Origin of the sequence: Burkholderia sp. WSM2232, assembly GCF_000472545.1 — a bacterium.
Lineage (GTDB): Bacteria > Pseudomonadota > Gammaproteobacteria > Burkholderiales > Burkholderiaceae > Paraburkholderia.
The window spans coordinates 105,193-130,176 of sequence record NZ_AWZV01000010.1 but is presented as its reverse complement, the minus strand read 5'-3'; the positions used below and the strand labels follow the sequence as shown (position 1 = coordinate 130,176).

Below are 24,984 nucleotides of genomic sequence, written 5' to 3'. Positions count from 1 at the left end.
GCCTCAATGACCGGCGCGGCCGGGCTTACGGAAAATCGAAGGGGCAACCGGAATCAGGTCGATGCCGAGATCATGCAGGCTCTCCGAGTGTCCGATGCAAAGATAGCCGTCGGGACGCACCATCGACACGACGCGCTGAACAACTTCGCGTTTTGTCGGCGGGTCGAAATAAATCATGACGTTGCGCAGGAACGCTACGTCGAAGCGCCCCAAGTCAGGCAACGGCGCGACGAGATTCGCCTGCGCGAAATGCACGTGCTGGCGTAGCGAGCGCTCGACGAGCAGCGTGCCCTCCTGCACACCCGTCCCGCGCAAGCAGAACCGTTTTCGGTAATCGGCCGGCATCTGGCGCGCGCGAATGTCGGGGTAATGGGCGCGCTGCGCGGCCTGCAGCATGCGCGTGCTGATGTCTGTGCCGATGACCTCGAACGGCCGGATGCCAAGGCGGTCAGCCAGGACCATCGCCATGCTGTATGCCTCTTCGCCGCTCGAGCATGCCGCGCTCCATGTGCGGAAGACCGTTGCCCGTGATTCGGACGCGACCGTGCCTAGAAAGTCGAAGTGCTTGGGTTCCCTGAAGAAGTACGTTTCGTTGGTGGTCAACAGATCGATGGCAATCTGTCGTTCGGCGCCATGCGCCTTGCTCGAAACTAGCGCGAAGTACGCACCGTAGGTGTCGAGCTGGCACGCGCGCAAGCGCTTGGCCAGCCGGCCGCTGACGAGCGCCTTCTTCGCGGGCGCGAGACTGATTCCGGCCGCGTCCAGAATGAAGGCTTGGAATTGCCTGAACTCGGTATCGGTAATTGCTTCCATCGGTCTGTGCTCGCTATTGCGCGGTGGCGAATGTCGCGCTGCCAACGTTCGGACTCGCGGGTCCGGCCATGGCCACCAGGTCGGCGATGTCGAGAATCAGTGCAACATCGCCGCTGCCGAGGATGGTCGAGCCGCTTACGCCGCGCACTTTGCCGAATACCTTCGACAGCGGTTTGATGACGGTCTGCGCTTCACCCAGGAGACGATCGACAACCAGGCCAAAACGTTGGCCCGCATGCTTCACGACGACGATGTTCGGGCGCGCGCTTACAGGCCCATCCAGTTCGAAACGTTCGCGTAGTCGAATGAAGGGCAGCACTTGTCCTCGCAGGTCGGTGAAGTCGTGCGCGCCGCTCACGGAAAATTCGACGCACTCTTCGACCGCATCGAGCGGCAGGATGAAGATGGAATCGCCGACGCAGACCTGGAAGCCCTCGATGATGGCGAGCGTCAGCGGCAATCTCACCGAAATCGTGGTGCCGATGCCCGCACGACTTTGAACGCCGATACTGCCGCGCAGCGCCGTGATGTTGCGCTTTACCACGTCCATACCGACACCGCGGCCCGACAGGTTCGTGACGCGTTCCGCCGTCGAAAAACCGGGCTCGAAGATGAGCGCATAGACTTCGTCGTCCGAAAGCGTTGCGTCCTGCGGCACCAGCCCGCGCTCCACGGCCTTTGCCAGGATGCGGTTGCGGTCGAGCCCGCCGCCGTCGTCGCTCACTTCGATCACGATCGAGCCCGAATCATGGAAGGCGTTCAGCGTGACCGTGCCCTGTCCGGGCTTGCCGCGCGCACGACGCACGTCGGCGGTCTCTATGCCATGGTCCATCGAATTGCGTACAAGGTGCGTCAACGGATCACCGATTTTCTCGACGACCGTCTTGTCGAGTTCCGTGTCCTCGCCCTGGACCACGAGGTCGATGTGCTTGCCAAGCTCTTGCGCGACGTCGTGGACCACACGACGAAAGCGATTGAACGTTCCGCCGATTTTAACCATGCGCAGTTGCAGCGCGCTGTCCCGCACTTTCTGTATCAGGCCGTTCAGCGTTGCCGCGGATTCGCGCAACTCGGTGTTCTGCGCCTTGCTCGCTGCTAGCTCCGTGCTGGCCGAGGCCGTGATGAGTTCCCCGACGAGATCAATCAGGTGGTCGAGCTTGTCTGCGTCGATGCGAATGGAGTGTGAGTCGGCAGACTTGTTTTCGCGCGTCGCGCCGCCGCTGCGCGTCGGCGTTGCGGTGGCAGTCGTTGCACCGTGGTCTTGGGGGCGGTGCTCCGTAACCGGAGCAATATCGTCCGGCGCTTCGGTAATGGGCGGTAACGGCGACGGCGCGGTTTCGTCGCTGTCGGTCGATATCTTGAGCTCGCAGTCGTCGCGAATGAACTCGAATGCGCCTTCGATGGCCTGTCTGCCCGCGTCGCTGAGCAGTTCGATCTGGAAGTCGAGAAAACAGGCTTCGGGATCGAGCGTGTCGAGCGACGGTACGCGGTCGCTATTTGCGCATACGCGTGCGATGTCGCCTAGCCGTGCAAGATAGAGAACGATCGAAAGGGGGTCCATCCCGTTGCGCAACACCGGCTCGCCACATTGCAGCGAGATCGACCAGCGTTGCATACCTGGCGCGGCACTGGCTGTGGCAGCATCGTCCGGCGTGACATCGCAGGCGGTTTGCGACGCGGGTTGCGGCACAGCCAGATAACGGCTCAGGGCGTCCACGAGCGGCTGTGCCTGCGCGAGCAGCGCCTCGTCCAGGCAATTGCCTGTTTCGGCCGTCAGCTCCACGAGCTGACCGATGTGATCCCCACACGCGAGCAGCAGCGAGGTCAGCGATTCGTCGATGCCGATCTCGTTGTCGCGCACACGGTCGAGTACGCTCTCGACTACATGCGTGAACTCCACAATGCCGTCGATACCGAAGAGTCCCGACGACCCCTTGATCGTATGCGCCGCACGAAAAACGGCGTTGATCTCATCGCTTGGGTCGGCGCTCTCGCGCATGCTCAACAGACCGTTCTCCATCTGCGCGAGCAGCTCGCGGCTTTCGGCGACAAAAGTTTGCAGTGCGTCGTCGAGATTCATCACGCGTGCTCCTGAAGAACCGATAGCGTTTCCGTCGACGGCTGCGCTTGCGCCAATGTCGATGGCACACCTAATAGCGCGAGTGTCGCGAGTAAAGCGTCGCTCGCGCCGAAGAACTCGCATACCTGCTGGCGCTCGGCCGCAAGGCGTCGCGCGGCGACGAGCAGTTGCACGCCGGCGCAGTCGATCTCTGGTACGGCGCACAGGTCGAAGTGAACGGAGACGCCGCGCTTGAGCGCCTCCAGCATGAACTCCTTGAGTTCAGCGGCGTGATAGATCGTCATCGGCACTTCGATCGGCGCGGTATAGGCGGCATTCATCGCACGTGTTCCGTCGTCAAGATTCAAGGCAACACCAGCTTTTCGACGGCGGCGAGCAGTTGCGGCGGCTGGAACGGTTTGACGACCCACGCCTTGGCGCCCGCCTGTTGGCCTTCGCGTTTCTTCGCGTCCTGGCTCTCAGTGGTCAGCATGACGATCGGCGTGAACCTGTAGGCGGGCATCTGCTTGACCGCCTTGATGAACGCAATGCCGTCCATGTTCGGCATGTTGAGGTCGCTGATCATCAGGTGAACCTTCTGGCCTTGCAGTTTCGCGAGCGCGTCTTTGCCGTCGCAGCCTTCGATGACCTGGTAGCCCGCGCCGCGCAGCGCAATTCCAACGACCTGGCGTACCGACGCAGAATCGTCAACGATCATGATGGTTTTGGCCATGCTGGTCCTCAAAAGAAAGTAATGTCGGAATTAGTGTTGGTCGATTGCGCCTGCACTTGCGCAGGGAGCTGCGCTTTGTCCCGATGCAGCGCGCGCTCCTCGTCCATCGCATAGGTGCGCTCAAGCTCGTCGAGCAATGCCGTGGCATCGAGCATCGGCACCGCGACGCCGGCTTCGTATTGCCCGCAGTGCTGATCGACAACGGCGGGAAGGCGCTCAATGTTGGCCTTCACGTGCTGCATGATCTGGCTCACGCGGTCCTGAAACTGCAATTGCACCAGTGCCTCGTAGACTTCGGCCTTGATGCTGCGGCTTTCGCCGCGCAGCAGTTCGGTAGCCGATTCGAGCGAGGACGTGAACTCGCGAAAGCGGATCAGGACCTGCTCGATGGCGCGTTGCGAGTCAGACATCGACACGGTGTCCTGCTCGGCGGTCTCTTCTGCTGCGTGACATGCGGAGACGATAGCGTTGCGGATCGTCTCGATCTTGGCGGCAATGCTCACGCCCGTTTCGCTCGACCGGCGCGATAGCGCGCGCACTTCCTGTGCGACGGTCGCGAATCCGCGACCCACGTCGCCGGCATGCGCGGCCTCAATGGCCGCATTGATCGCAAGCAGGTTAGTCTGTTGCGTAACGAGCTTGATCGCTTCGACCATCTCGCTCAGTTCATCGATAACGCCGTGCAGGCCCTGCACCTTGGCGAGCATTTCGGCCTTGCTATCCATGGCGGCGCGCAGCCGTTGCACGACGGCCTGCAATTCGAGTTCGCTGGAGACATAGACGTTGTTGCCACCGGACGCGCCTTCGCCGCTGGTCGAAACGCCCAGCACCGTGTCGAGCCGCGAAGCAATGTCGCCGAACCGCCCGCTCAACGCGGTGACGGCATCTTCCATTTGTGTGCGCGACGATTCGATATGGCGAGCCCAGACGGGCGCCAGTGTGTCGCTGAACGCGCGCTGGCTGTCGAGGTAACGGGACAATTGCCGCAAGAAGCGCGCGTCGACGTTGCGCTGCCGTACGCCGGCCAAGATGCCTGCGATTGCAAGCCCTGCGCCGATGGCGCCGCCGCTGGTGCTGAACGACGAAACGGCGAAGCAGGCGAGCGCACCGCCGCATCCCAGGAGCGGGGCCGCGAGCCACATCAATCTATTTTGCGTATGCTTCATCGCCTTATCGATTTTTAGATGCTCGGTAAATAATGCGGCTCAATATTCGGGAATACGAGAACGGCAGTTATGAGCGCGTTTACGTTCGCTAGTGTTTTTTCTTGATGGTAATAAATGGGGTGCGCGGGGTATGGCTCGCGAAAGATTGCCCGGTCGGCTCTCGTGAGCCGCGTGGATTTTTTCTTTCCATCTCCGAAGTGGAAGGCAGTGCTCCCTCGCCGCGCCCCAAAGACGCGGGTTCTTTGCTTATCGAGCGTCGCCGCTTTTTTTATTATCGTAAGCGCGCATTAAACGGCGTTCCTTCCGCATTGCCATGCTAAATGCATCAGGCCATGTTTGGATTCAGTCGCCAAGGCAGCAAAGCCTCGTAGTCAGGCAGCCGATATCGCAGCGTTCAAGGCGACTCATCTGCCAGTGGGCGATGATCAGCTACCGATGATTGAACAAACCAACGAGCTGGTGCGCCGATTAATAACACTGTCGACCTACCCGTTCTGGACGAGTGTGAGACGGTGCTGTCACCGGTCGCACGGCTACCCAGCATCGATGCAGCCAAGACAAGCAAATCCCTCGGAAACGCCATTACAGCAGGTGCCCCCTTGACGGTGACATCCGGCATGGACGTGCTGCACTGCCGGATGCCGCCGCCACAAGGCGCCCGGTGCGCGCGCTCACTGACTAGATGGCCCATGCTCGATCCAAAGCCCTGCTCTGCGCCTGGCTTCGGCGGAAAAAGACCGGATCGGACGACGCTTTTGAGGCCAGCCCCCCAAGGCCCGTGCATTCCTTGTCATTTCAACGAAAAGGCCCCTATTCCCCAAGCTGATCGCAACGTTGGGACCTGTCACTTTCGCCTAACCTGCACGTATCGATGCATGTCTTTGCAATCAGTACCGACCAATCGCGCGCTGTTGAATAACAGCCTAAGCCCGCTTTCTGCAAGGTTATGGTGAAACCAGTCCAACTTACCGCCGCGACAAGCGCGGCACTTGCCCTCTTCCTGTCCGCTTGCGGCGGAAGCACCTCGACGTCCACTTCGGGCGCCGTGTACATGGGGCCCATTGCCAATGCTTCCGTGAGCGCCTATGCAATCGCACCGGACGGTTCCGTGGCCGACACGCCGCTTGCGACGGGCAGCACCAGCAGCGACGGCACGTTTTCTCTTCTCGGTAATCTGCGCTACCCCGTGCTCATCCGGGCCACGGGCGGCGCCTATGAAGAAGAATCGACGGGTGAAACGACCGCGATGCCGGGCGAGATCGACGCCGTGTATCTCAGCGCGCCGTCACAGATGATTGTGTCCGTCTACTCGAACGCCGTGGTCGCGGATGCGCGGGCGGCGGGTGGCCTCACTACCGGCAACGTCGCTGTCGCCATGTCGCGCGTGAACGCCTTCGCTGGCGACATCGACGTGCAGCAGACGGCTCCTGCCTTCGTCACGTCGAATACGGCGAGCGGATCGGCTGACGTATCGAACGGCGCGAAAATGGCGCTCGCGCTCGGCGCGGAATCGCAAAGCCGGACGTCGACGGGTGTTTCCATCGCCGACAGCACGCAAAACATCGTGAGCCAGTCCGCGAACGGCGACACGCTCGCCGAATGCAACGTGGGCGCGGGCAACCCGTCGGACGACGGCACAATCGCCGCGCCCGCCGGCGCCAACTGTGCGGTCAGCACGGGCACGGTGGACTTCATGGGCAATCCGCGCAACCGTTCGGGCATCACATCGCTCGCCGCGCTCAAGCAGATTATTCCGGGCAAGACCGCCAACATTACGGTGAGCAGCCAGGCCTGCCACGATCGCATCGCGCTTTACAGCGAACAGCGCTCCCTCTTCATGGCCCGCCGAGACGATGTACAGGCGCGGTTGGGTGACACCCTAACGTCGGACAACTGGTCGAGCTTCCCCCACGCAGGTTCGTGGGGACCACGCGCCGCGCAGTACGGCGCCATTGCGACCAGCTCATGCGCCGCCGACGGCCCCACCTTCCAGCGTGAACTGCTGATGGCCGTCGAGAACTACTGGATCGACCAGAACCTCAACTATTGCCACCATCACATTCCTGGCTGGGTGCCGCCCGCCTCCCGGCCCTCGTTCTTCAACTCAGATGTGAAATCGACCAAGATGACCTGCGCGCCGCATCGTGCGAGCAACGGCGCGCAGACACTCGCGACGCTCACGAATGCCGATATCAAATGGCAAGGTGTCGATTGCTCGGACTTCACCTCGTGGGCCTACAACTTCGCGGGTGTCACGCACGCGAGCGGAAATCTGCAGACCGGCATCGGTACGCAGGCATGTTCGATCGGCACAGACCCGCTGGTGTCCGTGACCGATCAGGCTGGCGTCCTGCTCGACATCAATCAGGACAATGTCGAGCAACTGGTCGATCGCTTGCGGCCGGGCGACCTGTTGTACATCACGGAATCCGCGCTGCCGAAAATTGCCCCTGCGAACGTGGCGTCGGGGTTCGTGGTGTCGCACGTGGTGACATGGACGGGGATGCGTTTCAGCGACCTGCGCAACGGACCCGAAGGCCAGTACTACGATCCCGCGACGGCCGGTCAACCAGGCTCCCGTCTTGGCGTCGACTTCGCGAAGTACTTCAAGCGCGCTGACGGTTTGAAGACGAAGGTCGATCTGTCGCAACTGGGTACGACGGACATGGACCCGTGGATGATCATCGACAGTCACTACGCGGGTCCCGCGTATCGTCCGTTCATTCTGAAGACGTCGAAGCTGGGCGCGGACTGGTATGTAACGAGTTTGTCGAATGTGCGTCGCGTTATCGACGCCGACTCTGCCCGCAGCGACCCCGACCTTGCACCGCTCATTATCACCAAAGAAGCGACGAAGCAGGGGCAGTTCAGCAAGATGGTCACTTTGAGCTCGCAGCAGTCGCGCGATTCGTCGGCGGGACACAAGCTCGTCTATCAGGTCTCGGGCGCCACGGGTACGCCGACGTGTTACCGCGTCGCGACAAAGACGCTTGACGCCGCGAGCGCTTCCACAACGGCCGCCAGGTAACACGCCCAGCAGCGGAGCTTCACAGATATCTCACGTGCGGGCACACAGCAACGCGTTCGTTCTGAACGTCCTGTGTCTGCACGTGATGCATTGACGCCTCAAGTTCCGAGGGCTGAAGCCGTGATGCAAACGCAAGCACGGTGCAATCCCGCTCCTCCGAAGTGCCAGGCGGGTGCCCAGGGACACGCGCATCGGATGTCGAATAGCGGGAAAGTACTGGAATCGCGGCACACATCAGTTCAAGAATATAGCCGCCCCCGTGGGTCGCAATTCCGTGCATCAACAGCCCAGCGGAAGAAACACGCAATCAACGGCAGTTTCACGCTTTTGTTCGGTGCATCGCCAGGGTGACCGGTGCCTTAAGCTGTGGCGATTAACATGTCATGCCAGACGGCCGCCTCATGGACGAGCGAAACGCTGTCGCGGTGACCGCTCCCCGGAATTGATCCTGACGCCATGAGTATCCTCATCCTTACCGAACCGATACGATCCGTTTCCTCTCCCAAGTCCGACCGCGGCAAGAAGTGATGCGTGCTCTTTGCAGGTGGCGTTCCCCGAGCAGGATGGCACGCGGCCTTCTGGCCAGGATCGCGCTTGTCGTTCTGTCGGCAATCCTGACGACCATGCTCGTCCTCTGGTTGTTAAGGCCGGCGGTCCCGCGCAGCATCACCATCAGTACCGGTCAACCCGACAGCTCGCTCAACTGGATGGGCAGGCAATATGCCAAGGTCCTTGCGCGCTATGGCATCACGCTCAAGGTTGTGACCTCCGATGGCTCCCGGCAGAACCTCGAGCGTCTGCTCGATCCGGCTCAGGAAGTCGACGTGGCGCTGGTTCAGGGTGGTGTCGCCGCAGAGCAGCAAGCCGCCGAACTCATGTCGCTTGGCAGCGTGACTTATGTGCCGTTGCTGGTCTTCCATCGCGGCAATGTCTTGACGTCCTTGTCGCAACTCAGCGGCAAGCGCATCGCAATCGGCCGTGAAGGCAGCGGCACGCGCGAGCTGTCGCTCAAACTGCTGGCGGTGAACGGTGTGACGCCCGACGCAGACACGACTCTGCTCTCGACAGACGGCCTCGAAGCAGCCACTCAGCTCGTCAACGGCGACGCCGATGCCGTCATCCTGAGTGGAGATTCGGCCACGCGCGCGCTCATGTTGCGTCTGTACAAAGTACCGGGCATCTCCCTGATGGATTTTGCCGATGCTCCCGCCTACACGCGGCGCTTTTCGTATCTCGACGAGATCGACCTGCCGCCCGGCATACTCGATCTCGGCCGGCGTATTCCGCCGCAGACCGTGCACCTGATCGCGCCCACTGTCGAGCTCGTGGCGCGCAAGGGCCTGCATCCCGCACTTTCCGATCTGCTCATCGAGGCGGCACAGGAGGTCCATGGAAAGTCGACGATTATGCAGAGGGCAGGACAGTTTCCGAATTCGATCGCACGTGATTTTCCGATCAGCGAGGAGGCGACTCGTTACTACCGTTCCGGAAAGAGCTATCTGTACCGCAAGCTGCCCTTCTGGCTCGCGTGTGCGACGGATCGGGCGCTCCTGCTGCTCGTGCCGCTCATGGTGCTGATTGTCCCGGCGCTTCGACTCATTCCCGCGTTATATCGCTGGCGAATCCGATCGCGAATCTACTGGTTCTATGGCCGTCTGCTGGCGGTCGAGCGCAAGGCGCTCGCACTCGGCGACGACGACGACCGTTACCCGCTGCTTGCCGAACTGGTTTCCGTTGAACAGTCGCTGGACGGCATACGGCTTCCGCTTGCGTATGCGGACGCTCTTTACATCTTGCGCGAGCATATCGTCCTCGTGCGGACACGTCTTGGCGTCATGATAGAAGGCTCTCTCCAGGGATGAGCGCCTGGGCCCCAGCAAATCTATAACGCTTAAATATACAGAAATGCGACGATTTATCGGCACTCTCATTGTTTTCGCGCTTCCTTTGATGTCGTACGGAGGAAGCGCCAATACGCCTTCGAATCGAGCCGACGCGACGTCATCGACGGAGGGGACGTCTGCTGCCGCTCGAACTCATCCAACGACGACGGGTGCCAACAACGTATTGCCAGTGAGCGTTCGGACACCGAATTACGACATCAACCGGGCTCTCGTCAGCGTCACAGTCTGCGTGCCTGGCACGTCGTTGTGCGAGACAGTCGATAACGTCATGGTGGACACTGGCTCTGTCGGCTTGCGATTGCAGCGTTCTGCCCTCAAGCATCCCGAACGCTTCGCGGCAATGGCAGGACCAGACGCCCACGCGCTGGCCGAGTGCTATAGGTTCGTCTCCTCGGCGGCCTGGGGAATCGTCACTCGCGTGGATCTCCGGTTGGCGGCCATCCAGGCATCGAGCATTCCGGTTCAGATCGTCGATGAATCAAACGCGTCGTATGATGATCATCCTCGTCCCGACTCCTGCTTGAAGGGCAGTAAGCCCACATCGAACGGAACCCTCGGCATCGCTGCGGTGTCGCTGAACGACTGCAAGGATCCGTGCTTCATTTCGCTCAAGACACCGCGTTACTACCAGTGTACTGTGGATGGCTGCACACCCGTCGCCAGGGCCGTGGCGGCGAATTTCCGGGTCGTGCATCCAATCGCGGCGCTGCCCTCGGACAATAACGGGTATGTGCTCGACGTGCAGCCGGTTCCAGAGTCAGGCGCGACGTCCGCTCGGGGAACGCTTACGCTTGGTATCGGAACGCAACAGAACAATGTGCTCGACGTGACGAACGTGGTCGATCTCGCGCCGAATGGAACGTTCACCACGGTGTGGAACGGGCAGTCCTACCCCGCGAGCTACTTTGACACAGGCACCGAAGAATATTATCTCGCCACAGCGCCAGTTGGAGCGCAAGAGTGCGGCTCCCATTGGTGCGCAACGCCCGAAGCAGAGTTCTCCGCAACGCTGAAGGGCCAAACGACGGATGCGACCGCAAAACTCCGCGTCGGCGATTCGGCCACGTTGGTGCGCAGCGGCAAGGGCGCGTTCAGAAACGTGGCCATCGTCGCTCACAGGGACTCGCGCGCCGTCGTGTGGGGCATGCCCTTCTTCATCGGACGCAAAGTCTTCGTCAGATTGACTGACGGGTCCAGCGGATCCGGCAATGCATATTACGCGTTCTCCAATGCGGTTTTTCCCTAGCGCCCGTCGAGCACCCTGGGCCAGGCCTGGTAACCTGGGGGCGTGATGCCCCGCAAGCCGTATTCACGGATGTATCCGACGAAGGATTCTCGCCGCCGTGTATCTCACGTGAATGATTGGAGGCGCACGATAGCTTCTGTAACGCATGGTCCGTTCAACTTTATAGTTGCTGTCAATGTGTGACCCGTCAACGTCCGTGGGAACGACTGGTTAGCGGGCGCGACGACAGTCGCGCCATCCACCTTGCCGATTTGTTCTTGGGCCGTCGCAAGCAGCGGCGCAAGGAGGCAGACAGCCAGTATCGCGAGCTTCTTCATGTTCACTGTTTTCCGGCTACCGGCCAGAGTGCGGAGGGCTCACGCGCTGGTTGATTTCCCGCGGTTCAATATCTGTTTATGCTGATGCGGCCCTAACCCTGTTATGCGCTTTCACTCGCTTTCCGCTGGCATCAACCCTGTGCTGGATCGGCCGGCAACATGGTAGGTTTGATGGTATAGCCGGCCGGTTCCAGTAGGTGAATCAGGCCAGCGCGGCCGGCGAAGTGTGCGGCACCGACCAGCACGAGTGCGTTCCCTTGGTCAGCGGTGCTATCCACGCCCGGTTTCCAGTTTCCACCATGATCCGGTAGAAGGTTGCAGCGTCGGCCGGATCGGAGTAGCCCTTATTCTGCTCATCGAGCACCGCATCATAGTCACCGCGGTTCACCTCGCTGACCGTTGCAAGGTACCCACGTTCAGCGTCGGGATCCAGTGCCATGTGCAACTGCTTTTCGTAGATGCGATCCGGTACGGTCTTGCTTTGTGTATCGACGGCAACCTGCGTTTCCAGCGTCTCGACCGGCACGCCGTACCGGTTGGCTGCTTGCACAAAAATACCGTCGCGGGAGAGTTGGCCGGAAGCGGCGCAACGCCGGGCTGCTAGGGACAGCGCGCCGGCTGCGCTCTTCATCGCGAGCATCACGTCGATCCCTGCGCTATTGACTGCGGGCCGAGTGCACTTCCCAGGATGCCTGAGCCGCGCAAGGTTGTCGTCGGATAATGCATTCGCCCATGGCGCTCGCTCCAGTTGTCCCTGCTTCAAGAGGCTCGTGTAGGAATTCCGAGCCAAAACCACCCGCAGACTCGCCTGCGGGGGCTGTGGGCCCTGTGTGACCGAACTCTCGATGACTAGCCGCGCCCTGCCGTGGAGCACGGCCGGCAGCGGCTGGCGCATGTGTGTTGTACTGGGACGCTGGGCGGCTCAATGGTGCCTCTCTTTCGGCCGACGAGTCGGGGGAGATTGAAGACCCTTTCGAGGTAGACGACGTCTTGCCAGAGATTCGACACGCCGTATCGCTCTGGCTGATGCGCCCCACTTTTACTTTCCGACCTTCCCTTCTCGAGTGGCTCCGCGGCGCGTCTGCGCAACAGCCGCCCCCCCGCACACCCGGCCGGGGCGCTTAGCGATCCAGAACGACCACGGGCCTTCCGGCCGACAGCGGCCAGCGCATTGTCGCCCGATAGCCGCCCGCAATATCGGCTGCGCGAATGAAGACGAGCGAAACGTGTACTGGCGGGAAGGTGTGGGGAAACCGCTTGTGGTTGGCGCGACGACACAGGGACGTAGCGACGGGCGTCTGTTTACGACCCCGAAGGGACCTTCGATTCGCCCGATAGCGGCCGTTAAAAAGCTGTCGTATGGTCGCTTATACTTTGTCGTCCACTACAAACAAAAGCCGCCTGCATGAAGCCGGTTCCACAAGATTTGCAAGCAGACTTTATAAGGCACTTGCAGTCTCGCTACGACCAGACGGGTCCAGCGTCGTTGCTTTCGGTACACGACCTCGAACATTGGACCGAGATTGTCGGATCGACGAGGCGTGAAGCATACAACGCGGTAGCTCGGCAGCTGGCAGTCGGGTTTCACGAGGGCCGACTTCCCTTCTGGTTTTGTGACGCGGTAGCGATCGCTGTTGTCGGTTTCGTGTATGACGATTTTGCCTCGCACGGAGAAGAGGCTTGGCCCAGGCTCTTCAACGAAGTCTATCTAGCCTTCGACGCCGGCGAAGTTGGTCGAACCGGAGAGGACCCGGTCGAGAAATACACGCGGCCGATGATAGAGAAAACTGCCCACGAATTAGAAAACGGCACCGGTTGACTATTCCTGGCCGCATACGGCCTGATGCGTTTTGCACGGCCGTTGGTGGCCGTGTAGGCGTTTGGTTTCTTAACTGTAAACCGACCACCGAAACATTCCCCCGCGTCAGCGGCGGTTTAGTGACGTCATGGCTCAGCGGGTGCGACTGCGCGACAAGGAGCCATTCACAAAAGTCTTGAACGTCGTTTTCGGCGCGGAAAGCGCCACCGGGAGCTTGTCCCATCGCTTCACTCATACTGCGATCAAGGGCATCTACGCCCCGGTTTTTGCATGTGGCCGAGCGGCTAGTGATAAGTCACGCCACTCTATCGACCCACAATGCAAGGCTACCGGGGCCCGTTACGTCGGCACTGGCTCTCGGTATGCCGTCGGCGACTGTTCGTCTCAATTGGTCGCTTGAATGATCACCTTCCCTCGGACATGACCTGCCATACTTTTCGCCAGTGCTTCGCCTGCACGTACAAGTGGGTACACCGAATCGATCTCGGTGCGTAGCTGCCCTGACTCATACAGCGACGCGAGTACGGACAACTGTTCGCCGTCCGGGCGTGTGGCGAATCTCTTGCCGATGGCGCCGACATCCGCCCCGCGGCTTGCATCCGGCAGGCTAACCGTCGAAACAAGTGTGCCGCCACGCCTGAGCACAGACCACGAACGCGTTTGCGTATCGCCTCCAACGAGATCGAGCACGATATCGACGTCGGACGCATTCCGCTCGAAGTCATTTGCCGCATAGTCGATAACCGTCGATGCACCGAGGCTTTTGACGTATTCGAGGTTGCGTGCGGATGCAGTAGCGATGACCTCTGCCCCGGCAATCCTGGCGAGTTGCACGGCAACGCTGCCGACGCCGCCCGCCGCGCCGTGAATCAGGACTCTTTGGCCGGCACGCAAACCGCCGTGCTCATGCAGCGCCTGCCACGCGGTCAGCGCAGTGGCGGGAATACCACCCGCTTCAAGAAAACCGACGTTCTTGGGTTTCAGCGCAAGGCGGTCGGCGCTTGACACCGCACGCGTTGCATAACCGCCGGTGATACCGATAAAGCCGAAAACCTCAGCGCCCACCGCTAGCCCGGTGACATTGCGTCCAAGCGCGGCCACCGTCCCTGCCACATCCACGCCAGGGGTAAAAGGCAATGGCAGCGGAATGAAGCCTTTCATCATGCCCGTGACGATCTTCCAGTCGACCGGATTAACCGACGTACTGGCTACGTCGATCAGCACCTCTTCGTCGCCGACAGGCGGTTCTTCAATGTCTTGCAGTTCGAGTGATTCAGGGCCGCCGTAGGCGGCAACACGGATAGCTTTCATGAACTTCTCCACAAATGTCTGAATACCGCTGGTCAGTCGAGGCCGACGATGGCCGCGTCGAGCGCTTTCGCGGCCTGTACCGGATCGAAATACTCGCGCAGATGCGCGATCTTGCCTTCCCGCGCGCCGAGAAACACTACGTACTCCTGCTGGTAGATCCGGCCGGTTGGTTTGATCAAGCCCTCGGCGCGCACCTGCGCAACCGCCTGCTCAGGGTTCGCCCCGGGCAGCAGGCGCAGATCAAAGAACCGGAAATCCGCGACCGCGCCAACGAACCAGGAGGCGTGGCGAAAAACCTCTTCCCTGCCGGTAAGCCGGGCGGGATGTCCGATACCCGCTGCGTAGGGCAGCTCCCACACTACGTCGTCGGCAATCAGCTTCTGCCACGCTGCATTGTCGTCAACGAGCAATTGAAGGTGTTGCTGTAGCAATTCTGATGCGGTGCTCATTGTGTTCCCTGTGTCGAATGTTGATCAGATTTCGAAGCCAACAATGGTCATGCCCCCGTTCACACTCATGCCGCCGGGTCCTGTCGATGCCGCGACAGAGGCGGTGTTTGGTAAGCGCACTGCCGCCGCTGCGCTTCATCAAGGGAAGCTCGTATTTCATCGCAAGGAAACATCATTGCGCCGACGCGATCCGGGCGGCGGTTGCCTTGCCGCGATTGTCAAAGCTGTACGCGCCGGCCCCGAACGCGACCACCTGAAGAAGGCCGCCGGACATTGCAAGGTTCTTGAGGAAGTGGAACATCTGGTTCTGGTCGCCCAGCGCATGGTGAAAGATCAACGCCGTGACGATCGAGTACACGGCCAGCAATGCCGCGATGAGTCGGGTGCGATAGCCGACGATCAGCAGCACGCTCGCTGCGAGTTCCAGTGTCATTGAGCCGATGTAGCCGAGTAGTGGGACGGGCAAGCCAAGTGAGGCGATATAGCCGATGGTCGGACCAGGGGCCATCAGCTTGCTGAAGCCGCTTACGAGAAAAATGGCGGCGAGAAGAACGCGCCCAATCAAAGGGAAGGCCTGATATGAATTTGCCGATGTCGAGTTGAAGTTCATGATGTGCTCCGAGTTTGCGTAAAAAAGAGAATGGGAAAAGCAGATACGTCAATTGTTGCCATTTAGCGCAGGCGGCCGTTCTTCCGCAGCTGTTGGCCAATACTCGCGATCCCGGCTTCTCCCCTGGCGAGCGCCTCCTTCGAGGTGTGGACCGAGTAGTGGCCAAGCACGAGGTCGTGCGGGTGCGGGACGGCGGATGCGACGATGAAATCCGCGTCCGCCTGAGCCGTAAATTCCAGGGCATCTTCGGACGGAACAAAGACAGCCAGCTCGTCTTGCAGCAGCTCGCGGGAGACTTCGACGCAACCCGTGTTGATATGGGCCCACGCTACAGTGTGCCCAGCCGGCGGTTCCCAACGCCACGATTGCCCGGCTTGCAAACGTACATGCAGCAGGTTCATCCCCACTGGTGCAGCAATCGGGCTCTCCAGCCCATCCAGGCTACCAAGCACGACACGCACCGGCGACTTGCGCGGCACGGCCTCTGGCGGAAGATATTGACTATGAGGCGTGCCGTTTTCCAGGCTGCGCGGCAACGCCACCCAAAGCTGATAGCCCTGAAACCGGCCCGGACCTGCGGGGCTGGCGTCGTGCCAGATGCCGTTTCCCGCGCGCATCCATTCGAGGCTGCCCGCCGGCAACACCCCTGCGGCGCCGGTCGTGTCTTCGTAACGCAGTTCGCCCCTGAGCAATACAGTGAGCGTCGCGATGCCGGAGTGCGGGTGCATCGGAAACAATGCGTTGCCCGACGACGTGAAGTCGAAGTAATCGAGAAAGACAAACGGCTTGATGAGTTCACCGATATCGGCGGGGCTCACGACCCGTGTGACGGGCCCGTGCGCCCGCCCTCGGGTGCGCACGGCGATTGGGCGGCCGACCAGGTGGTGAACGCTTTCTGTGGCGAGTTCCATGAAAATCTCTCTCGGGGTTGGGATGAGTGAAGGTTAAGTGCTTGACATCTCCCGGAGAAGCCTATATTTCTCGATGAATCCCATCTAGGAAACCGATACATGCTCGACGGCGTATCCATGGATCAATTGCGCACCTTCATTGCGGCCGCGGACGAAGGCAGCTTCTCTGCCGCCGGCCGAAGACTGCGCAGGGCACAATCTGTCGTGAGCCAGACGCTCGCCAATCTCGAAGGGCAGATCAACGTGCAGTTGTTCGATCGAAGCAGCCGCTATCCGCGCCTGACCGAGCAAGGCACTGCGCTGCTTGCGCAAGCGCGCCTCGTCGTCAGCGGGATGGACGGGTTCAAGTCGAAAGCGCGCGCGATTGCCGAGGGACTCGAGCCTGAGCTTTCGGTCGTGGTCGACGTCATGTATCCGATGGCCTCACTGACAGCGGCCGTTGGAGAGTTTCGTGATGCGTTTCCCCACACACCTTTGCGGCTCTATGTCGAGGCGTTGGGCGCGGTCGTGCGGCCGGTATTCGATCGCGAGTGCCGGCTTGGTATCAGCGGTTCAATGCCGGCCGTGCCCGAAACAGTCGATACAGAGAAACTGCTGGATGTCCCGATGGTCACTGTCGCGGCGCCGACACATCCCTTGGCATCGATCAGGCGGGTGATCCGGCAGCGCGAGCTGGAAGAACACGTGCAGCTCGTGCTGACTGACCGCACGACGTTGACCGAGGGCAAGACGTTCGGGGTGCTGTCGCCTTTGATCTGGCGACTCGCCGATCTCGGCGCAAAGCACGCGTTTCTCCGTGCAGGTTTCGGATGGGGGCACATGCCGGCGGCAATGGTGCATGGCCATATCGTTTCGGGCGAGCTGGTCCCCCTGCGGATCGAAAACTTTCAGCCGCAAACGCCGCCAATCGCGATGTTCGCGATCTATCGCAAGGACACACCGCCCGGTCCGGCCGGCCGGTGGTTTCTTGATCGGCTGAGGCAGCCTTCCGAAGCACCAGCCGGCTAGTAGCCGGCTAGTGCCCATCCATAGCCAGGCGGGCCTCTGGCGGGGCGCATCGCCTGCCGACCACGTCACTGCGCGAAGTCCGTCGCTTCAGAGGAGTCTTACCACGTGTCAATGCCGCGTTGGACCGCCGTGGCCTTCGGCGCTGCAAGCTCGTTCGCTGCTGTCCCGGCGAACAGGTGCAACGGTGTTGACGTCGAAAACGGAGCGCGACGTTACTTCAGTGCCACGCTCATGCCGCCGTCGGCCATCACCACCGCGCCGACGATGTAGCTGGCTTTTTCGGACGCCAGGAAGGCGATCACTTCAGCAATCTCCCGGGGATCGGCTGCGCGTTTGATGGGAGCGTTCTTACCGTGCTCGGCGAGAAAGGCCGGGCCGTCTTCGTGAAGATGGTTGGTGATGTTCGTCACGGCATCGCCCGAGCCCACGGCATTGACCCGGATGCCATGATCGATGGCTTCGAGGGACATTGCGCGAGTCAGCTGCGCAAGCGCACCCTTTGATGCCGCGTACGCCGCGATCAACGGAAACGCCTGATAGCACGCATACGACCCGACGTTCACTATCGCGCCGCTTTTCGCCGGCATCATCGCCCGCATTGCCTCGCGCGAAAACAGGAACGCGCCGGTGGAATTGACGGCCTGGATGCCGTTCCAGTCATCGAGCGTCATGTCGACGACCGGCTTGTTGATGATGATTCCCGCGTTGTTCACCAGAATGTCCAGCTTGCCGAAGCGTTGCATCGCGGTGGACACGGCACGCACGGCGCTCTCCTCTTGCGCGACGTCGGCGACGAGAGGGACGATACCGGGGCGAGTCAACGCTTCAACGTTCGTGCCGCGGTCCACGGCGATCACCGTCGCACCCTGTGCGTGCAGCAGTTCTGTGGTGGCATGTCCGATGCCGCTCGCTGCGCCCGTCACAATGGCGACCTTGCCGGCAAACGGCTGCTGTGCTGTTGCATGTGAAGTCATGGGGAAATCCTCCTTCAGGTTATGGGATCAGAAAGGGCTCGCTGTCGGACGCACGACAATCTCGCTGACATCGACGTCGGCGGGCTGATCGATTGCATATGCAACCGAGCGCGCGATGGCATCCGAAGTCAGCGCGACCCGGCGGAAATCGCGCATCGCCGCGCGCGCCGTCTCATCCGAGATCGACTCGGCGAGTTCGGACTCCACGACACCCGGACAGATGACGGTCACGCGGATCCTGTCCGTCTCCTGCCGCAGTCCGTCGGAGATTGCACGCACCGCGAACTTGGTTGCGCAGTACACTGCCGCCGTCGGCGACACGGACAGGCCGCCGATAGAGGACATGTTGATGACGTGGCCAGAGCCTTGTCGCTCCATGGTCGGCAGCACGGCCGCGATGCCGTGCAGGACGCCACGAACGTTCACGTCGATCATCCAGTTCCATTCTTCGACCTTCAGCGCGCTCAAGGGCGAGAGTGGCATCACACCGGCGTTGTTCACGATAACGTCGATGCGGCCGAACGCGTCGAGTGCGAACTGGGCGAAAGCGTTGACGTCGGCGGCCGATGTGACGTCGAGCGCCCGGTAGCGGACCGTGCCGCCGCCTGCTTGCAGTTCCTCTGCCAGCGCGGCGAGCCGATCCGCGCGCCGGGCGCCGATCACGAGCCGGTGTCCCTGGGCCGCGAGCAGCCGGACAGTGGCTTCGCCGATGCCGCTGCTTGCGCCAGTGACGAGGATGACCTTGCTAGTGTTGGCTTGCGTCGTCATGTTGCGTTCTCTCTTTGTTAGCCGTAGAAGTTGAGGGCAAGAGAGCGACCTCCCGCTTGCGGCACGAGGCCTCAATGCGGCGTTGCTCTCTGGCCCACTCGGCTTTGCGTCTGGCCGATGACCCATCTTATGAGCGGAAGGCGCGCGCGCGAATACACGCGACGATTGGGTTATTGCCTATTTCTATCGCGCTGGCTTGGCGCTGGCTTCGCGCTGAGCCATTCGAGCAACGCGTCGTAGATATCGAAGCGGATCAAGATCCGCTCGGCGCCGACGCAACTCTGCCCGGACTGGTGGAACGCACCAGGCGCCGTCCGGTCTACGACGTAAAAGCGATGGCACCGATTAATGCACTGATCGCTGAAACACGTGTGCATCCTGCGTTCTCCACCCGAAGCGAAGATCTTGACCCACGCCTGGCAATGCCCGGTAAGCTCCCGAAACCTTCGCGACGAATGAGTCCCCCGAGCCAGCCACCAATCGAACCCGCAGGTGGTCTCCCAAGTACGTCAGACCAGAAACTCGTCCTTGCAGCCATTGCCACTGACCGTCGGCAGGCCGCTGTTCGATCGACACGCGCTCAGGTCTGACTACAATTTCAACCGCTCGGTCAACCTGTCGAACCGGAGTCGTCGATGACACCTCGAGCATGAGGCCGGAAGCCAGACGAACGATGTCAACCATATTGCCCACGCTTACGACAGTACCTGTAAGCCGATTGCTCTCGCCGATAAAGCTCGCAACGTCGAGATTTGCCGGTCTTTCATAGAGTTCGTCCGGTGAGCCAATTTGGGAAATTGCTCCTTGCTGAAACACGGCAACCCGGTCCGACATCGTCAGCGCTTCGGCCTGATCGTGGGTCACATAGACTACCGTCACGCCCAACTCGCGATGCAACTGCTTGATTTCATACTGCATGTGCTCACGAAGATTCTTGTCAAGGGCACCGAGCGGTTCATCCATCAGAATCAATTCAGGTTCGAAAACCATCGCGCGCGCCAATGCCACACGCTGCTGCTGACCGCCGGACAGCTCCGCAGGCCGGCGCCTTTCCATGCCATGAAGCCGCACCATGTCAACGGCGCGTTTGACCTTTGCCAACGTCTCGTTGCGCGATACATTCCGCATCCGCAGTGGATAGGCGAGATTTTGCTCAATGGTCATGTGCGGGAATAGCGCGTAGTTTTGAAACACCATGCCAATCCCGCGCTTGTGCGCCGGAACAGTCTCAATCGGTTTACCGTTCATCCATATCCCGCCTCGCGTCGGCATCTCGAAACCCGCGAGCATCATCAGTGTCGTTGTTTTGCCCGATCCCGATGCCCCCAGCAAGGTCAGAAACTCGCCACGGCGAATAGACAAGTTGAGATCCTTTACGACCAGATTTTCGCCGTCGTAGGACTTCTGTACGCCGACGAAATCAATAATTGATTTGCTTTCCACCTTAACCCCTCTTAGCTCCGGTCGACCTGCGGGCTCCGCCCGGCTTCGTCAAGCGCACGCGCAAGCTTCTGGACAATCAAATCTATTTCGCCTGGCGTGACAATGAATGGCGGGCTCAGGGCAATCACGTCGCCCATATTCCGCACGATTAACCCGTGCGCCCTCGCCCGCGCTTCGACTGCGGCACCGACATGGGCTTTGGACGGAAAGCACGCTCGCGTCTCCTTGTCGCTGACAAGTTCGATTCCTGCTATCAAACCGCGCCCCCGGATCTCGCCAACGAGAGGATGCCCGGCTAGCGACGCGAGTCGGTCGTGCAGGTAAGCACCCAGCTCCCGTGTCCGCGCTGGCGCATTCATTTCCTGATAGATCGTGACTGCTTCCAGCGCGACGGCAGCCGCTACCGGATGGCCCGAGTAAGTGAAGCCGTGCCCGAATGGGCCGCTGTGCGCGCTTTCACTTTCGAGCGCGGAATAGATATCTCCGCTGACGACCACTGCGGAAATAGGTACATAGCCAGATGAAAACGTCTTCGCGCACGACATCATGTCCGGCACGAAGCCGGCTCCCTGGGCACCGAACCAGTCACCGGTGCGTCCGAATCCACAAATGATTTCATCGGACAACATCAAGATGCCATGTTTGCGGAGCACATTTTGAACAGCCGGGAAGTAACCGGCTGGCGGCACGATGACACCGCCCGCCCCCAGAATCGGCTCAGAAATAAACGCTGCGATCGTGCCCGCACCTTCGCGAGCGATCAGTGCTTCCAGATCGCCCACTAATCGAGCAACAAAGTCTGCTTCAGTCTCGTTCGCGCGGCCGTTCCTGTAGAAATGCGGGCACTCGACGTGCAGGATTCCTTCAACCGGCAATCCAAATGCCCCGTGCATATGCGGTAGACCCGACAGGCTTGCGCCCATGACCGTCGCACCATGAAAGCCTTTCGTGTGCGCGATCATCTTCCGGCGTTCCGGCTTGCCGCGCGCGCGATGATACGACCAGGCTATTTTGGTCATCGTGTCATTGGCTTCTGAACCAGACGATGCGAAGAAAATCTTCGGATCCACCACCGGCACGAGCGCCGCAACCCGTTCGGCAAGGCGCGCGACGACGTCGGGAACACGGTGGTTGAAGGTGTGATAGTAAGGCAGCGTTTCCAGCTGCCGTGTCGCAGCGGCGGCCAGACGCCGATCAGAAAATCCCAGCGCCGCGCACCAAAGTCCGGACATCGATTCGATATATTCGTTTCCGGCTTCGTCGTAGACGCGGATTCCGTCGCCCCGACACATCACAAGCGGCCCGCGATGCCGATGTGCCGGCAGGTTGGTCTGCGAATGCAGATGGAACTGCACGTCCTGTCTCGCCAGATCGCTCAGATTTGCGGTCTCAACACTCATTTTTGCCCCTTAGATGAATATAGAATATATCCTATATTCGACGGCAACAAATGGCAACCCGTTTCGTTGCCACAGCGGCGTTCAATCAAAGCCGCATCCGCTATAATTGGCCGCAATATACGATATAGAATCCCGTGAACGACCATCTTCAACCCATCGAACGCGCGAACATGTCTGCGCGCGTGTACAGCGAAGTCCGTGAAGCGCTGATCGCCGGTAGCTTCATGCCAAACGAGCGAATTCGCATCCACGAACTGGCCGAACGGTTTGGCACCAGTGCAACCCCGGTTCGTGAAGCGCTCATGCGGCTGGTCAGCGAGAGAGCGCTGGATATGCAAGCCGCCAAAATGATCAGCGTGCCGCCGCTCGATACGGCCCGTTATGTCGAGCTCCGAACCATTCGGCTCTCGCTCGAACCGCTCGCGACCGAGCTGGCCACTCCCCGGTTATCCAAACGCGACCTGGCCGAGCTGAACTCCATTAACAAGCGCTACATCCAGGCCGGGTTGAAGCATGACCCCGTCGAGCGGATGCGCCATAACCGTGAATTCCATTTCGGTATCTACAGTCGATGCGGACTTCCCACTCTGCTGGCGATCATCGAAACCTTGTGGGCTTCGACCGGCCCCATACTTCGCGCCTACTACAACGATGCCTATTCCGGGTCGAAGAACGATCCCGACAGTCATCGAGAAATTCTGGATGCCTTGGGGAAAGCGGACGCCCAGGCTGCCGGTGAAGCAATCCGCACCGACCTGCTCGGCGCGGGCTCCACCATCAGTGCATTCCTCGATCGGGTTACCGGTAATTGAAGCTTCGTGATGGCGCCTTATGTGATGGCGCCTTATGAGACGTCATCGACTCGGGTAGCCTGTCCTCGACGCAGCGCTACCCGCTCCCGCACTTCTAGTTGCTGCTCCAGCGTGCAAAACGTTGCTGCAATTCGTCGAGGTGATCCGCCCAGAAAGCGGTGTTTTGAAGAACCGGGCCCTGCAGGTTCTGCGGCGCGTTGGGCAGGTTAGCCAGAGCCGCCGCCGGCAAGGATGCCAACGCTTGCCGATTCGCCGGTCCGTATGGAACCAACTGAGAAAAGCGCACCTGCTGCTGCGGGCCGGACATGTAGTCAATCAACCTGACAGCCGCTGCCTTATTCGGCGAGCCCTTGAGCACGACCCAGAACGTGGGGCCGTAGATCTCATTCTTCCAGACGATCCTTAATTGCCTGCCTTCCTTATTGGCCGCGTCGATCCGGCCGTTGTACGCGCTGGTCATGGCGACCGCGCCCGAGGCAAGCCATTCGACCGGCTGCGCGCCCGCATCCCACCATTGGATATATGGCTTCAGTTGATCGAGCTTCGCGAATGCCCGGTCTTGCCCGGCGGGTGTGGCGAGCACCTTATAGACATCGGCAGGTGCGACGCCGTCGGCGAGCAACGCGATTTCCAGCGTTTGTTTGGCCTGCTTGCGCAGGCCCCGTTTGCCCGGCCATCGTTTGACGTCCCAGAAATCGGCCCATGACTTTGGGCCGTCCTTGATCCGACCGCCGTCATAGGCGAGAACATTGGCCCATATCATCGACGCAACCCCGCAGCGCGTGATCTCGCTGCGTGGGATGCCGGCGGTCGCCGGCGCGGCACGGGCCCAGTCGACCTGCTCCAGCAAGCCCTGATCGCAGCCATTGACCACGTCCTCTTCATCCATCTGCACGAGGTCCCACGTGACGTTGTTCCCTTCGACCATCGCCTTGGCCTTCGACAAACCTACGAGGTTGATATCCTCGATCAGGTGTTGCCCTGCCTGCTGTTGGTAGGGCTTCCAATAGGCCGCCCGATAAGCGTCCTGCAAGGTGCCGCCGACACTCACGACCGTAAGATCGCGAGCATAGGCAGTGGAGAATGCGCAACACAACAATGCCGCAGCGAGGGGCACTATTTTTAGTGGCTTCATTTGGGTTCCTAAGAAATCAGATCGGCAAAAGCGGCGCGGGGTTTTGAACCCGTCTAGCCGGCGAAACCGCGAAAAAAACTCAACAGGTTCGCCCCGATATTCGCGCGATCATAGCCACCTTCCTGAACCAGAACGGAAGGCAACTTGAGCGCCGCAAGCCTGGCCGCGATACGGGCAAAGCCGTCGGTCGTGATGCGTAATCCCTGAAACGGGTCGTGTTCGTGGGCATCCAGACCGAGTGAAACCACCAGCGCGTCCGCCGCAAATTTCTCGACCCGGCGCAACCCGAAATCCAGCGCATCGAGGTATTGATCGTCGCCAGTGCCAGCAGGCAGTGGCAAGTTGAGGTTGTAGCCAAGTCCAGCGCCTTCGCCGCGCTCCTGGGCGTAGCCGCAAAAATACGGGTGATAGTCGACCGGGTCGCGATGCAGGGAGACGAAGAATACGTCTGATCGCTGATAGAAGACCCCTTGGGTTCCATTGCCGTGATGGACGTCAATATCGACGATGGCGACCCGACGGGCTGTGCGCAGCAAATACTGAGCAGCAATTGCGGCGTTGTTGAGGTAGCACACGCCGCCTGCGCGATCCGCATAGGCATGGTGACCCGGCGGGCGGCACAATGCGTAAGCGGCGTGCTCGCCTGCGGCAACCCGCCTCGCGGCATCTGCGGCAAGGTTGGCTGCGGCCATTGCAGCCACGTATGTTCCCTCCCCCATCGGCGAGGCGAGATCCTGCATGTGATATCCCGCTCGCCCGACTATCCGCGTTGGATACCCGTGAGTCATGCCAGGTACCGCGAACACGTTCGGAACCACTTCGGGACCGGCGGCGGGAATCTGCCGCCATATCTCGTAGGCCTCTTCGAGAAAGCACAGATAGTCCGGCGTATGAATCGCGGCGATAGGCGCAATTCCAAGCTGCTCGGGCACAGGCGTCGGATATCCTGCGGCCTTGACCGCCGCAAGCAATTCGTCCGCGCGTTCGCGCTTTTCCTGCGCTTCGCCCATCGCACCTGCTTTGAAGAAAAAGCCAGGCTCGTGCAGGCGATGCGCTTCCGTGTATAGAACGGGAATCA

The 24,984-nt window shown here is 60.7% G+C and carries 23 protein-coding genes and 2 pseudogenes; 7 read left to right on the top strand and 18 right to left on the bottom strand.

Features of this window, described 5'->3' with window-relative positions:
- Nucleotides 1-3: 3 nt before the first annotated feature.
- Genes F757_RS0110695 through F757_RS0110675 form a run of 5 tightly spaced genes read right to left on the bottom strand, consistent with a single transcriptional unit; the run spans nucleotide 4 to nucleotide 4,771 of the window.
- Nucleotides 4-813 (bottom strand): CheR family methyltransferase, encoded by an 810-nt coding sequence (locus F757_RS0110695; RefSeq protein ID WP_027211390.1) that lies wholly within the window; start codon nucleotides 811-813, stop codon nucleotides 4-6.
- Nucleotides 814-826: 13 nt separating this feature from the next.
- Nucleotides 827-2,893 carry a chemotaxis protein CheA gene (locus tag F757_RS0110690; protein ID WP_027211389.1) on the bottom strand — a complete coding sequence of 689 codons (2,067 nt, stop codon included), beginning with the start codon at nucleotides 2,891-2,893 and terminating at the stop codon, nucleotides 827-829.
- Complete coding sequence (locus F757_RS0110685; protein ID WP_027211388.1) at nucleotides 2,893-3,213, bottom strand: STAS domain-containing protein; 321 nt, start codon at nucleotides 3,211-3,213, stop codon at nucleotides 2,893-2,895. The genes F757_RS0110690 and F757_RS0110685 overlap by 1 nt, the downstream gene beginning before the upstream one ends.
- 23 nt (nucleotides 3,214-3,236) lie before the next feature.
- Nucleotides 3,237-3,605 carry a response regulator gene (locus F757_RS0110680; protein WP_013339683.1) on the bottom strand — a complete coding sequence of 123 codons (369 nt, stop codon included), beginning with the start codon at nucleotides 3,603-3,605 and terminating at the stop codon, nucleotides 3,237-3,239.
- Between the two features lie 8 nt (nucleotides 3,606-3,613).
- The gene (locus tag F757_RS0110675) at nucleotides 3,614-4,771 is read right to left on the bottom strand and encodes a methyl-accepting chemotaxis protein (protein WP_027211387.1); all 1,158 of its coding nucleotides are present in this window, start codon (nucleotides 4,769-4,771) and stop codon (nucleotides 3,614-3,616) included.
- A gap of 363 nt (nucleotides 4,772-5,134) precedes the next feature.
- On the opposite strand from F757_RS0110675, the pseudogene F757_RS35035 reads away from it, so the two are divergent.
- The 4 genes and pseudogenes from F757_RS35035 to F757_RS0110660 all read left to right on the top strand — a co-directional run.
- A pseudogene (locus F757_RS35035) lies at nucleotides 5,135-5,367 on the top strand (tryptophan--tRNA ligase); the annotation flags it as partial.
- A 455-nt stretch (nucleotides 5,368-5,822) separates the two neighbouring features.
- Nucleotides 5,823-7,799, top strand: coding sequence for a hypothetical protein (locus tag F757_RS0110670; RefSeq protein WP_027211386.1), 1,977 nt, complete (start codon nucleotides 5,823-5,825; stop codon nucleotides 7,797-7,799).
- Nucleotides 7,800-8,362: 563 nt separating this feature from the next.
- Nucleotides 8,363-9,661, top strand: a complete 1,299-nt coding sequence (locus tag F757_RS0110665; RefSeq protein WP_232221385.1) for a TAXI family TRAP transporter solute-binding subunit — start codon at nucleotides 8,363-8,365, stop codon at nucleotides 9,659-9,661.
- A gap of 43 nt (nucleotides 9,662-9,704) precedes the next feature.
- Nucleotides 9,705-10,949: a DUF3443 family protein gene (locus tag F757_RS0110660; RefSeq protein ID WP_084530806.1), complete on the top strand. Its 1,245-nt coding sequence runs from the start codon at nucleotides 9,705-9,707 to the stop codon at nucleotides 10,947-10,949.
- 448 nt (nucleotides 10,950-11,397) lie between these two features.
- Here F757_RS0110660 and F757_RS37025 read toward each other — a convergent pair whose 3' ends face one another.
- Nucleotides 11,398-11,511: a hypothetical protein gene (locus F757_RS37025; protein WP_442856635.1), complete on the bottom strand. Its 114-nt coding sequence runs from the start codon at nucleotides 11,509-11,511 to the stop codon at nucleotides 11,398-11,400.
- Nucleotides 11,469-11,906, bottom strand: a complete 438-nt coding sequence (locus F757_RS36530) for a hypothetical protein (protein WP_027211383.1) — start codon at nucleotides 11,904-11,906, stop codon at nucleotides 11,469-11,471. Before F757_RS36530 ends, F757_RS37025 begins: the two co-directional genes overlap by 43 nt.
- Before the next feature lie 765 nt (nucleotides 11,907-12,671).
- Between F757_RS36530 and F757_RS0110650 the strand changes: the two genes are divergently transcribed.
- Nucleotides 12,672-13,085: a hypothetical protein gene (locus tag F757_RS0110650; RefSeq protein ID WP_027211382.1), complete on the top strand. Its 414-nt coding sequence runs from the start codon at nucleotides 12,672-12,674 to the stop codon at nucleotides 13,083-13,085.
- 384 nt (nucleotides 13,086-13,469) lie between these two features.
- Here F757_RS0110650 and F757_RS36815 read toward each other — a convergent pair whose 3' ends face one another.
- From F757_RS36815 to F757_RS0110630, 4 genes are all read right to left on the bottom strand, one after another.
- Nucleotides 13,470-14,396 (bottom strand): NADP-dependent oxidoreductase, encoded by a 927-nt coding sequence (locus tag F757_RS36815; protein ID WP_027211381.1) that lies wholly within the window; start codon nucleotides 14,394-14,396, stop codon nucleotides 13,470-13,472.
- A 32-nt stretch (nucleotides 14,397-14,428) separates the two neighbouring features.
- Nucleotides 14,429-14,845 (bottom strand): nuclear transport factor 2 family protein, encoded by a 417-nt coding sequence (locus F757_RS0110640; RefSeq protein ID WP_027211380.1) that lies wholly within the window; start codon nucleotides 14,843-14,845, stop codon nucleotides 14,429-14,431.
- A gap of 172 nt (nucleotides 14,846-15,017) precedes the next feature.
- Complete coding sequence (locus tag F757_RS0110635; protein WP_035466627.1) at nucleotides 15,018-15,455, bottom strand: DoxX family protein; 438 nt, start codon at nucleotides 15,453-15,455, stop codon at nucleotides 15,018-15,020.
- 62 nt (nucleotides 15,456-15,517) lie between these two features.
- Nucleotides 15,518-16,366: a pirin family protein gene (locus tag F757_RS0110630; RefSeq protein WP_051376738.1), complete on the bottom strand. Its 849-nt coding sequence runs from the start codon at nucleotides 16,364-16,366 to the stop codon at nucleotides 15,518-15,520.
- Between the two features lie 99 nt (nucleotides 16,367-16,465).
- On the opposite strand from F757_RS0110630, the gene F757_RS0110625 reads away from it, so the two are divergent.
- Complete coding sequence (locus tag F757_RS0110625; protein WP_027211377.1) at nucleotides 16,466-17,374, top strand: LysR family transcriptional regulator; 909 nt, start codon at nucleotides 16,466-16,468, stop codon at nucleotides 17,372-17,374.
- 212 nt (nucleotides 17,375-17,586) lie between these two features.
- On the opposite strand, the gene F757_RS0110620 is transcribed toward F757_RS0110625, so the two are convergent.
- The 5 genes and pseudogenes from F757_RS0110620 to F757_RS0110605 all read right to left on the bottom strand — a co-directional run bounded on the left by F757_RS0110620 (nucleotide 17,587) and on the right by F757_RS0110605 (nucleotide 21,959).
- The gene (locus tag F757_RS0110620; protein ID WP_027211376.1) at nucleotides 17,587-18,348 is read right to left on the bottom strand and encodes an SDR family NAD(P)-dependent oxidoreductase; all 762 of its coding nucleotides are present in this window, start codon (nucleotides 18,346-18,348) and stop codon (nucleotides 17,587-17,589) included.
- Between the two features lie 27 nt (nucleotides 18,349-18,375).
- The gene (locus F757_RS0110615) at nucleotides 18,376-19,116 is read right to left on the bottom strand and encodes an SDR family oxidoreductase (protein ID WP_027211375.1); all 741 of its coding nucleotides are present in this window, start codon (nucleotides 19,114-19,116) and stop codon (nucleotides 18,376-18,378) included.
- Nucleotides 19,117-19,322: 206 nt separating this feature from the next.
- A pseudogene (locus tag F757_RS36515) lies at nucleotides 19,323-19,445 on the bottom strand (aldehyde dehydrogenase family protein); the annotation flags it as partial.
- A 16-nt stretch (nucleotides 19,446-19,461) separates the two neighbouring features.
- The gene (locus F757_RS33320) at nucleotides 19,462-20,559 is read right to left on the bottom strand and encodes an ABC transporter ATP-binding protein (RefSeq protein ID WP_035466626.1); all 1,098 of its coding nucleotides are present in this window, start codon (nucleotides 20,557-20,559) and stop codon (nucleotides 19,462-19,464) included.
- A gap of 11 nt (nucleotides 20,560-20,570) precedes the next feature.
- Nucleotides 20,571-21,959, bottom strand: coding sequence for an aminotransferase (locus F757_RS0110605; protein ID WP_027211374.1), 1,389 nt, complete (start codon nucleotides 21,957-21,959; stop codon nucleotides 20,571-20,573).
- Nucleotides 21,960-22,093: 134 nt separating this feature from the next.
- On the opposite strand from F757_RS0110605, the gene F757_RS0110600 reads away from it, so the two are divergent.
- The gene (locus F757_RS0110600) at nucleotides 22,094-22,771 is read left to right on the top strand and encodes a GntR family transcriptional regulator (protein WP_027211373.1); all 678 of its coding nucleotides are present in this window, start codon (nucleotides 22,094-22,096) and stop codon (nucleotides 22,769-22,771) included.
- A 94-nt stretch (nucleotides 22,772-22,865) separates the two neighbouring features.
- Here the strand turns inward: F757_RS0110600 and F757_RS0110595 are convergent, their stop codons facing one another.
- A complete protein-coding gene (locus F757_RS0110595; protein ID WP_051376737.1) occupies nucleotides 22,866-23,906 on the bottom strand; it encodes an ABC transporter substrate-binding protein in 1,041 nt (346 codons plus the stop codon).
- 53 nt (nucleotides 23,907-23,959) lie between these two features.
- On the bottom strand, nucleotides 23,960-24,982 hold the full coding sequence (locus F757_RS0110590; RefSeq protein WP_027211371.1) for a histone deacetylase family protein: 1,023 nt from the start codon (nucleotides 24,980-24,982) through the stop codon (nucleotides 23,960-23,962).
- Nucleotides 24,983-24,984 lie beyond the last annotated feature (2 nt).

Bases quoted from the DNA above. Each gene is read 5' to 3' on its own strand.
- F757_RS0110695 (WP_027211390.1), bottom strand. From the start codon at position 813: ATGGAAGCAATTACCGATACCGAGTTCAGGCAATTCCAAGCCTTCATT.
- F757_RS0110605 (WP_027211374.1), bottom strand. From the start codon at position 21,959: ATGAGTGTTGAGACCGCAAATCTGAGCGATCTGGCGAGACAGGACGTG.
- F757_RS36530 (WP_027211383.1), bottom strand. From the start codon at position 11,906: ATGCTCGCGATGAAGAGCGCAGCCGGCGCGCTGTCCCTAGCAGCCCGG.
- F757_RS0110620 (WP_027211376.1), bottom strand. From the start codon at position 18,348: ATGACTTCACATGCAACAGCACAGCAGCCGTTTGCCGGCAAGGTCGCC.
- F757_RS36815 (WP_027211381.1), bottom strand. From the start codon at position 14,396: ATGAAAGCTATCCGTGTTGCCGCCTACGGCGGCCCTGAATCACTCGAA.
- F757_RS0110675 (WP_027211387.1), bottom strand. From the start codon at position 4,771: ATGAAGCATACGCAAAATAGATTGATGTGGCTCGCGGCCCCGCTCCTG.
- F757_RS0110660 (WP_084530806.1), top strand. From the start codon at position 9,705: ATGCGACGATTTATCGGCACTCTCATTGTTTTCGCGCTTCCTTTGATG.
- F757_RS0110595 (WP_051376737.1), bottom strand. From the start codon at position 23,906: ATGAAGCCACTAAAAATAGTGCCCCTCGCTGCGGCATTGTTGTGTTGC.
- F757_RS0110685 (WP_027211388.1), bottom strand. From the start codon at position 3,213: ATGAATGCCGCCTATACCGCGCCGATCGAAGTGCCGATGACGATCTAT.
- F757_RS0110635 (WP_035466627.1), bottom strand. From the start codon at position 15,455: ATGAACTTCAACTCGACATCGGCAAATTCATATCAGGCCTTCCCTTTG.
- F757_RS0110615 (WP_027211375.1), bottom strand. From the start codon at position 19,116: ATGACGACGCAAGCCAACACTAGCAAGGTCATCCTCGTCACTGGCGCA.
- F757_RS0110640 (WP_027211380.1), bottom strand. From the start codon at position 14,845: ATGAGCACCGCATCAGAATTGCTACAGCAACACCTTCAATTGCTCGTT.
- F757_RS0110625 (WP_027211377.1), top strand. From the start codon at position 16,466: ATGCTCGACGGCGTATCCATGGATCAATTGCGCACCTTCATTGCGGCC.
- F757_RS0110680 (WP_013339683.1), bottom strand. From the start codon at position 3,605: ATGGCCAAAACCATCATGATCGTTGACGATTCTGCGTCGGTACGCCAG.
- F757_RS0110670 (WP_027211386.1), top strand. From the start codon at position 5,823: ATGGGGCCCATTGCCAATGCTTCCGTGAGCGCCTATGCAATCGCACCG.
- F757_RS0110650 (WP_027211382.1), top strand. From the start codon at position 12,672: ATGAAGCCGGTTCCACAAGATTTGCAAGCAGACTTTATAAGGCACTTG.
- F757_RS0110665 (WP_232221385.1), top strand. From the start codon at position 8,363: ATGGCACGCGGCCTTCTGGCCAGGATCGCGCTTGTCGTTCTGTCGGCA.
- F757_RS0110690 (WP_027211389.1), bottom strand. From the start codon at position 2,893: ATGAATCTCGACGACGCACTGCAAACTTTTGTCGCCGAAAGCCGCGAG.
- F757_RS0110630 (WP_051376738.1), bottom strand. From the start codon at position 16,366: ATGGAACTCGCCACAGAAAGCGTTCACCACCTGGTCGGCCGCCCAATC.